We start from the raw sequence: 7,783 nt of genomic DNA, 5'->3' as shown, positions 1-7,783 counted from the left end.
CCCGGTTCCCCGGAGCTCTCGGTGGCCGTCGCCTCCCGGCGACCCAGAAAACTTACAACACCGTTCGGCTCGCGCCTCCTGATCCCGTAAGCCCCGCTAACCCCTCAGCTTTCGCTCGGGGGCGCAGTCCAATAACTTACCACACTCCAGGCAGCAGCCCTGCGCGGACCCGATCAACGGGGCAAGAGCTGACCACACCCCTGATGCTGCCTAGCTTCTGGGAGCCGGGCCGGTGGGCCCAAGCCAGGGGATCGATGGCACCGCAGTTCAGCCAGGGGCAGCTCCGGGTACGGCCCAGTTCCCGGGAGGAGGCGGTGGTGGCCAGTGCCCGGGAGCACTTCGAGCGCACCCTGGTGCGGGTGAACGGCACCCTGGTGGGGTCGGTGGCGGCTCTGGAACACCCCCGCAAGAGCCATGAAGCCAACTACGGCGAGGTGTTTCTGCGGGACAACGTGCCCGTGATGCTTTACCTGCTGTTACAGGGACGCCACGAAATCGTGCGGAACTTCCTCAGCGTCTGCCTGGACCTGCAGAGCACCAAGTACCAGACCCGTGGGGTCTTCCCCACCAGCTTCGTGGAGGAGAACGGACAGCTGCTGGCCGACTACGGCCAACGCTCGATCGGCCGGATCACCTCGGTGGACGCCAGCCTGTGGTGGCCGGTGATCTGCTGGCTCTACGTCAAGCGGAGTCAGGACGTGGAGTTCGCCACCAGCCAACGGGTGCAGCGGGGGGTGCAGTTGCTGCTCGACCTGGTGCTCCACCCGACCTTCGAGGGCACACCCGTGCTGTTCGTGCCGGACTGTGCCTTCATGATTGATCGCCCCATGGACGTCTGGGGAGCCCCGCTGGAGGTGGAGGTGCTGCTGTACGGCTGCCTGCGCAGCTGCTGCAACCTCATGGAGCTGGCCCAGGCGAGTTCGATGAGCCGGCTGCTGGATCAGCGCCTCGGCCTCACCCGCCAGTGGCTGCATGACCTGCGCTCGTTCCTCCTCAAGCACTACTGGGTGACGAGCAAGACCATGCAGGTGCTGCGGCGCCGGCCGACCGAGCAGTACGGCGATCAGCAGCATGAAAACGAGTTCAACGTGCAGCCCCAGGTCATTCCCCCCTGGCTGCAGGACTGGCTGGAGAACCGCGGCGGCTACCTGATCGGCAACATGCGGACCGGGCGTCCCGATTTCCGCTTTTACAGCCTGGGCAACTCCCTGGCCTGCCTGTTCGGCCTGCTGACCGCACCCCAGCAACGGGCACTGTTCCGCCTGGTGCTGCACAACCGGGCCGATCTGATGGCCCAGATGCCGATGCGGATCTGCCATCCGCCGATGGAGGACATCGAATGGCGCAACAAGACCGGCTCCGATCCCAAGAACTGGCCCTGGAGCTACCACAACGGGGGGCACTGGCCGAGCCTGCTCTGGTTCCTCGGGGGGGCGATCCTGCTGCACGAACAGCAGCACCCGGAGGCTGACCTGCTGTTGATGGGCCAGATGAAGGCGATGCTCGAGGAGTGCTACTGGAGCCAGCTCAACCAGCTGCCAAGGCAGCAATGGGCGGAATACTTCGACGGCCCCACCGGCACCTGGGTGGGCCAACAGGCCCGCACCTACCAGACCTGGACCATCGTGGGCTTTCTGCTGCTGCATCACCTGCTCCGGGTGAAGCCGCAGGATGTGACCCTGCTGGATCTGGATCCCGAGCGGGCCCCGGGACTGTTCCGCCGCTGAGCTGCAGGGTTGATGGCCTCAGCTGGGGCTGGCACAAAAAAAACCGCGGCCATCGGCCGCGGTGGAAGCTTGGTGAACGGGGATCAGCGCGCCGGGAGGCAGGAGCCGATCAGAAGAGACCGAGGGTCAGGGACTTGTCGATCGGGAGAGCTGCACCGATGCCGAGGTAGATGGTGAAGACGGTGCCGAACAGGAAGACCGCCATCGCCACGGGACGGCGGAACGGGTTCTGGAACTTGTTAAAGCTCTCGATGAAGGGAACCAGCATCAGGCCAAGCGGGATCATGGTCTGCAGGGCGATCCCCAGAAGCTTGTTGGGAACGACGCGCAGGATCTGGAAGACCGGATAGAGGTACCACTCGGGCAGGATCTCCAGCGGTGTGGCGAAGGGATCGGCCTTGTCGGCCAGCATCGCCGGATCCAGCACCGCGAGGCCCACGATGCAGCCGATGGTCCCCAGGATCACCACCGGGAACATGTAGAGGAGGTCGTTGGGCCAGGCGGGCTCGCCGTAATAGTTGTGGCCCATCCCCTTGGCCAGCTTGGCGCGGAGGGCGGGATCGGTGAGGTCAGGCTTCTTGAGGATGTGCATGGCGTCTGGCCGGGCGCAGGGATCGCTGAATGGAGAAGAGGCTAAAGGCCTCGGATCGGGACTGATGAACGAAGGTGTCGAAGGGTCACAAGGGACCGGAGATGCCCTGCTTGCGGATCATCAGGAAGTGCATGAGCATGAACACCGCCAGCAGCCAGGGCATCACAAAGGTGTGCAGGCTGTAGAAGCGGGTCAGGGTCGACTGGCCGACGGACTCACCGCCGCGGAGCAGTTCCACCATGAAGTCGCCGACCACGGGAACGGCCGCGGGAACGCCGGAGACGATCTTGACGGCCCAGTAACCCACCTGATCCCAGGGGAGGGAATAGCCGGTGACGCCAAAGGAGACGGTGATCACAGCCATGGTCACACCGGTGACCCAGGTGAGCTCCCGGGGGCGCTTGAAGCCGCCGGTGAGGTACACGCGGAAGACGTGCAGGATCAGCATCAGCACCATCATCGAGGCGCTCCAGCGGTGCACGGAGCGGATCAGCCAGCCGAAGCTGACGTCGGTCATCAGGTACTGGACGGAGGCATAGGCCTCGGTGACGGTCGGCTTGTAATAGAACGTCATCGCGAAGCCGGTCGCGAACTGGATCAGAAAGCAGACCAGCGTGATCCCGCCAAGGCAATAAAAAATATTGACGTGGGGGGGCACGTACTTGGCCGAGATGTCGTCGGCAATGGCCTGGATCTCGAGGCGCTCCTGGAACCAGTCGTAGACCGGGGACGACTTTCCAGCAGGAGTGTTCGCCATGCAGCTGGGTGGTTTGGTTGCGAGAGTCTACGCAACGCCTCGAAGCCTCCGTGAGCACTGAACGCCCGTCGTTCCTGCCGTCCAGGCCACCGGCCCCCCCGGCAGCCCGCCGGGCCTGGAACGGCCGTGGATCCCAGCTGCTGGCCCTGCTGCTCTGTGTCGCCCTGCTGCTGGGGGCCCCTGCGGCCCTGGCCCTCAGCGATGCGCAGCAACTGGTGGTGGAAGCCTGGCGCCTGGTCAACCAGAGCTACGTGGATCCGCAGCGGTTCGAGGCGGTGCACTGGCGGCGCCTGCGCCAGAAAGCCCTGGAGCGTCCGATCTCCAGCTCCGACGATGCCTATGACGCCATCGAGGCGATGCTTGCTCCGCTGGGGGACCCCTACACCCGCCTGCTGCGTCCGGCCGACTACGCCAACCTGCGCTCCAGCACCCAGGGCAGCGTGAGCGGCGTGGGGCTGCAGATCGGCCTGCAGGACAGCGACCAGACGAGCAGCGACCAGAGGACCAGCGACCAGAGAATCGTGGTGATCGCCCCCCTGGACGACTCCCCAGCCGCCGAGGCCCAGGTGGCCAGCGGCACCGAGCTGCTGCAGGTGGACGGCAAGGACGCCATGGGCCTCGGCCTGGAGGGCACGGCGGCGGCCCTGAGGGGCCCCTCCGGCAGCCAGGTGCTGGTCACCGTGAACGGCGGCGATGGGCCCCGAGAGCTCGTGCTGGAACGGCGCCAGGTGGACCTCAGGCCGGTACGCAGCCGACGCCTGCGGCTGGACGGGCACACCATCGGCTACCTGCGGGTGACCCAGTTCGCGGAGCCCGTTCCGGAGCAGGTGAAGCAGGCGCTGCAGGATCTGGTCGCGCAGGACATCGAGGGGCTGATCCTCGATCTGCGCAACAACTCCGGCGGCCTGGTCAGTGCGGGGCTGGCCGTGGCGGACCAGCTGCTCGACAGCCGACCGATCGTCGAGACCGAGGACCGCGGGGGCCTGAGCTCGCCGCTGCAGGCCGGTCCAGGCCTGCTCTACAGCGGTCCGATGCTCACCCTGGTGAACGGCGGCACCGCCAGTGCGAGCGAAATCCTGGCCGGGGCCCTGCAGGACAACGGGCGATGCGAGCTGGCCGGCGCCCGCACCTTCGGCAAGGGACTGATCCAGACCCTGATCTCGCTGGGGGACAACAGCGGTCTGGCCGTGACCGTGGCCCGTTACCTCACCCCCAGCGGGCGCGACATTCAGAACCAGGGCATCGCGCCGGACCACCTCCTCCCGGCGCCGGAACCCCTCAACCCCGGTGGCGACGGCGACAGCTGGCTGGATGAGGCCGCCCATCTGCTGCTGGGACGGTTGGTGCAGCCGGACGTGCAGGCATGACCGAGCGCTCGTATCACGATCCCCTCCATGGCGCGATCCGGCTGGACGACAGAGACCCGGCCGAAGCGCTGGCGATCGCGCTGATCGACACGGCTCCCTTCCAGCGCCTGCGGCGCATTCGTCAGCTCGGCCCTGCCTTCCTCACCTTCCACGGAGCCGAGTTCAGCCGGTTCACCCACTCGCTGGGGGTGCTCGAGCTGGCCCGCCTCGCCCTGCGGAATCTGGAACGGCACCATCCCCAGCTGGCCGAGCATCGCGCCGTGCTCTATGCCGCGGCGCTCCTGCACGATGTGGGGCACGGGCCGCTCAGCCACTCCGGCGAGGAGATGTACGGCCTGCAGCACGAAGCCTGGTCCGGGCGCCTGGTTCGGGACCACCCCGCCCTGCGCGGACCGATGGAGGCCCTGGCCCCCGGCACCGCCGAGGCCGTGGCCGACCTGCTGGAGCATGGCCGCCACCCCAGCCCGGCGATCAAGGCCCTGGTGAGCAGCCAGCTCGACTGCGACCGGCTCGACTACCTGCTGCGGGACAGTTACAGCACCGGGACCAGTTACGGCCGACTGGACCTCCAACGCATCCTGGCGGCGCTCACCCTGGCGCCGGACGGAACCCTGGCCCTGCATCCCAAGGGACTGATGGCCGTGGAGCACTACCTGGTGGTCCGCAACCTGATGTACCGCAGTGTCTACAACCACCGGCTGAACGTGGTCTGCAACTGGCTGCTCTGCCGGGTGATCCAGGTGGCGCGCCGTCTGGGGCCGCAGCTGGTCTGGGCCGACGGCGTGATGGCCCAGTGGCTCTGGGATCAACAGGATCTGGATCTGGAGACCTACCTCGCCAACGACGACATCCGCACCGGCTACCACCTCGAGCGCTGGATGGAGGAGGCTCCAGCCGAACTGGCCGAGCCCTGCCGAAGGCTGCTGCAGCGGCGCCTGCTGAAGGCCACCGACGTGAGTCTCCACGCTCCCGCCCGTCGGCTGGAGCTGCTCGCCCTGGCGCGGCAGCTGGCCGAAGCCGAGGGCTTCGCCGCCGATGGCTGCTGTGCTCTGCAGCAGCGTCAGAGCCGGGGCTACCACGCCTATGCGGGCGGGCTTCGCCTCTGGGACGGCCGGCACCTCCAGGCCCTGGAGCAGAGGTCAGCCCTGGTGCGCAGCCTGAGCCAACCGGTGGAGCTGGCCTGGCTGATCCATCCCGCCGAGGTGGCCCCTAAGTTGCGGCATCGCATCGAGGTCTGATGACCCTTTCGCCGCTCGGCGCCGTCCTCATGCCCGCCAACCGGCTCGGGGAACGGCACGTGCTGGCGCTGCCGGGGGCCAGCCCCGAGCAACGGGCCCTCGACCTGGTGGAACGGTCGCTGGACGCGGCCGCGCTGCTGCATCCCACGCTGGCCCGCGGGGGCCTCGAGCTCCAGGCCTCGGACTGGTGGCTGCCGGTGCGGGAGCTGCGGGCGATCGCCTCACGGCTGACAGCCGCCGGCCTGTCTCTGGAGGCGATCCGAAGCAGCGACCCGCGCACCCTGGTGGCGGGCGCGGTCCTGGGCCTGGACACCCATCGCGGCGGCAGCGGGGATCCGCCGCCACCGCCTGCCACTCGCCCTGCCACTCTCCCCGCCACACTTCCGGCCACCGGGGACGATCCCTTCCCCCCATCCCTGACCCTGCACCGCGGCACCCTGCGCTCGGGCGATCACCTCCAGAGCGAGGGATCGGTGCTCCTGCTGGGCGACGTCAACCCCGGCGCCCGGATCACCGCCACCGGCCATGTGCTGGTGTGGGGTCGGTTGCGGGGCACGGCCCATGCGGGGAGCCAAGGCGACCGCTCCGCGCGGATCGTCGCCCTGCAGCTGCGCCCGCTTCAGCTGCGGATCGCCACCGCCGTGGCCCGGGGACCGGAGGGCAGCCCGCCTGCCGGACTGGCCGAGCAGGCCAGCCTGGTGGATGGGGTGATCTGTCTGGAGCCGGCCCCACCGACCTGGCCCCTCGGGGGGTGAGGCGGCAGGGGGGAGACCGCTCAGCCACGGCACGCACCCGGGAGAGCGACGGCTCGCGCCCGGGAGGCGGATCCGGGAAATCCCGAGGCTCACACCGTTGCCTCCGGCCGAGCATTTGGCCTTAACCTGCCCCGACCTCAGCCAGTGCCGTGGTAGCCGCGTCCACCCGCTACATCCTGATCTGCTCCGGCAAGGGAGGCGTGGGCAAGACCACCCTCACGGCCAACCTGGGCATCGCCCTGGCCAAGCAGGGCGCCCGCACCGCGGTGCTGGATGCCGACTTCGGCCTGCGCAACCTGGATCTTCTGCTGGGCCTCGAGAACCGGATCGTCTACACGGCCCAGGACGTGCTGGCGGACAACTGCCGGCTGGAACAGGCGCTGGTGAAGCACAAGCAGGAACCGAACCTCGCCCTGCTCCCCGCCGGCAACCCACGCATGCTCGAGTGGCTCAAGCCGGAGGACATGCAGAAGATCGCCGCGATGGTGGGCGAAAGCTTCGACTACGTGCTGATCGATGCGCCCGCCGGCATCGAGGGAGGATTCCGCAATGCCATGGCGGCGGCCCGCGAGGCGATCGTGATCACCACGCCCGAGGTGTCCGCCGTGCGTGACGCCGACCGGGTGATCGGCCTCCTCAACACCGAGGGGGTCAAGCCCATCCAACTGGTGCTCAACCGGGTACGGCCCCGGATGATGGCCAACCAGGAGATGCTGGCCGTGGACGATGTCACCGACATCCTGGCCCTGCCTCTGCTCGGTCTGGTGCTGGAGGACGAGCAGGTGATCGTCTCCACGAACCGGGGGGAACCGCTGACGCTCACCGGGACCCAGTCCCCGGCGGCCCGGGCCTACAGCAACGTGGCGCGCCGCCTCTGTGGCGAGGACGTGCCCCTGATCGACCCAGGCAAGGAGCGCCAGGGCCTGCGGGCCAAGATCGGCCGCCTGATGCAAACCAAGATCTTCTGAGCCGATGACCTTGCGCGACCTGATCAACAAGTTGCTCGGCCGGGAACAGGCCAGCGCCACCACCGCCAAGGAACGCCTCCAGCTCGTGCTGGCCCACGACCGCAGCGACCTCAATCCGGAGCTGCTCCAGCAGATGCGCCGCGAAATTCTCGAGGTGGTGAGCCGCTACGTTGAGATCGATGTGGAGGGAGGGGACGTGAGTCTGGAAACGGAAGACAGGGTCACCGCCCTGGTGGCCAACCTGCCGATCAAGCGGGCCCGTCGTCTCCCCGATGAGATGACAGCGGCGGCGGGTGAGTCATCCAGTCCGACACCGAGCAGCCCCTGAAGGCCACCTCCATCCTGTGGGAAGGCTGGAATCAGTTCCCTCTCCCGTTCC

The 7,783-nt window shown here is 68.0% G+C and carries 8 protein-coding genes; 6 read left to right on the top strand and 2 right to left on the bottom strand.

Annotated features, from left to right (window positions below):
* The first annotated feature begins 254 nt into the window (after nucleotides 1–254).
* Nucleotides 255–1,727, top strand: a complete 1,473-nt coding sequence (locus tag ACLD7X_RS11165) for a glycoside hydrolase 100 family protein (RefSeq protein ID WP_411423708.1) — start codon at nucleotides 255–257, stop codon at nucleotides 1,725–1,727.
* Between the two features lie 109 nt (nucleotides 1,728–1,836).
* On the opposite strand, the gene petD is transcribed toward ACLD7X_RS11165, so the two are convergent.
* Nucleotides 1,837–2,319: a cytochrome b6-f complex subunit IV gene (petD, locus tag ACLD7X_RS11160; protein ID WP_411423707.1), complete on the bottom strand. Its 483-nt coding sequence runs from the start codon at nucleotides 2,317–2,319 to the stop codon at nucleotides 1,837–1,839.
* A gap of 85 nt (nucleotides 2,320–2,404) precedes the next feature.
* The gene (gene petB / locus ACLD7X_RS11155) at nucleotides 2,405–3,076 is read right to left on the bottom strand and encodes a cytochrome b6 (RefSeq protein ID WP_411423706.1); all 672 of its coding nucleotides are present in this window, start codon (nucleotides 3,074–3,076) and stop codon (nucleotides 2,405–2,407) included.
* 50 nt (nucleotides 3,077–3,126) lie between these two features.
* Here petB and ctpZ point away from each other — a divergent pair, with 50 nt between their 5' ends.
* The 5 genes from ctpZ (at nucleotide 3,127) to minE (ending at nucleotide 7,732) form a co-directional block, all read left to right on the top strand.
* Nucleotides 3,127–4,443, top strand: a complete 1,317-nt coding sequence (gene ctpZ, locus ACLD7X_RS11150; RefSeq protein ID WP_411423705.1) for a carboxyl-terminal processing protease CtpZ — start codon at nucleotides 3,127–3,129, stop codon at nucleotides 4,441–4,443.
* Nucleotides 4,440–5,681, top strand: a complete 1,242-nt coding sequence (locus tag ACLD7X_RS11145) for an HD domain-containing protein (RefSeq protein WP_411423704.1) — start codon at nucleotides 4,440–4,442, stop codon at nucleotides 5,679–5,681. The genes ctpZ and ACLD7X_RS11145 overlap by 4 nt, the downstream gene beginning before the upstream one ends.
* Nucleotides 5,681–6,436: a septum site-determining protein MinC gene (locus tag ACLD7X_RS11140; RefSeq protein WP_411423703.1), complete on the top strand. Its 756-nt coding sequence runs from the start codon at nucleotides 5,681–5,683 to the stop codon at nucleotides 6,434–6,436. Before ACLD7X_RS11145 ends, ACLD7X_RS11140 begins: the two co-directional genes overlap by 1 nt.
* Before the next feature lie 149 nt (nucleotides 6,437–6,585).
* On the top strand, nucleotides 6,586–7,404 hold the full coding sequence (minD, locus tag ACLD7X_RS11135) for a septum site-determining protein MinD (protein WP_411423702.1): 819 nt from the start codon (nucleotides 6,586–6,588) through the stop codon (nucleotides 7,402–7,404).
* 10 nt (nucleotides 7,405–7,414) lie between these two features.
* The gene (minE, locus tag ACLD7X_RS11130) at nucleotides 7,415–7,732 is read left to right on the top strand and encodes a cell division topological specificity factor MinE (protein ID WP_411423710.1); all 318 of its coding nucleotides are present in this window, start codon (nucleotides 7,415–7,417) and stop codon (nucleotides 7,730–7,732) included.
* Nucleotides 7,733–7,783 lie beyond the last annotated feature (51 nt).

This window comes from Aphanothece microscopica RSMan92, assembly GCF_046613545.2.
Lineage (GTDB): Bacteria > Cyanobacteriota > Cyanobacteriia > PCC-6307 > Cyanobiaceae > NIES-981.
Note: the sequence above shows the minus strand (reverse complement) of the source record. Positions and strands in the feature narration are given on the sequence as shown.

What these genes read in the sequence shown, in the direction of transcription:
- ACLD7X_RS11165 (WP_411423708.1), top strand. Translation starts at nt 255, where the DNA reads ATGGCACCGCAGTTCAGCCAGGGGCAGCTCCGGGTACGGCCCAGTTCC.
- petD (WP_411423707.1), bottom strand. Translation starts at nt 2,319, where the DNA reads ATGCACATCCTCAAGAAGCCTGACCTCACCGATCCCGCCCTCCGCGCC.
- petB (WP_411423706.1), bottom strand. Translation starts at nt 3,076, where the DNA reads ATGGCGAACACTCCTGCTGGAAAGTCGTCCCCGGTCTACGACTGGTTC.
- ACLD7X_RS11145 (WP_411423704.1), top strand. Translation starts at nt 4,440, where the DNA reads ATGACCGAGCGCTCGTATCACGATCCCCTCCATGGCGCGATCCGGCTG.
- ACLD7X_RS11140 (WP_411423703.1), top strand. Translation starts at nt 5,681, where the DNA reads ATGACCCTTTCGCCGCTCGGCGCCGTCCTCATGCCCGCCAACCGGCTC.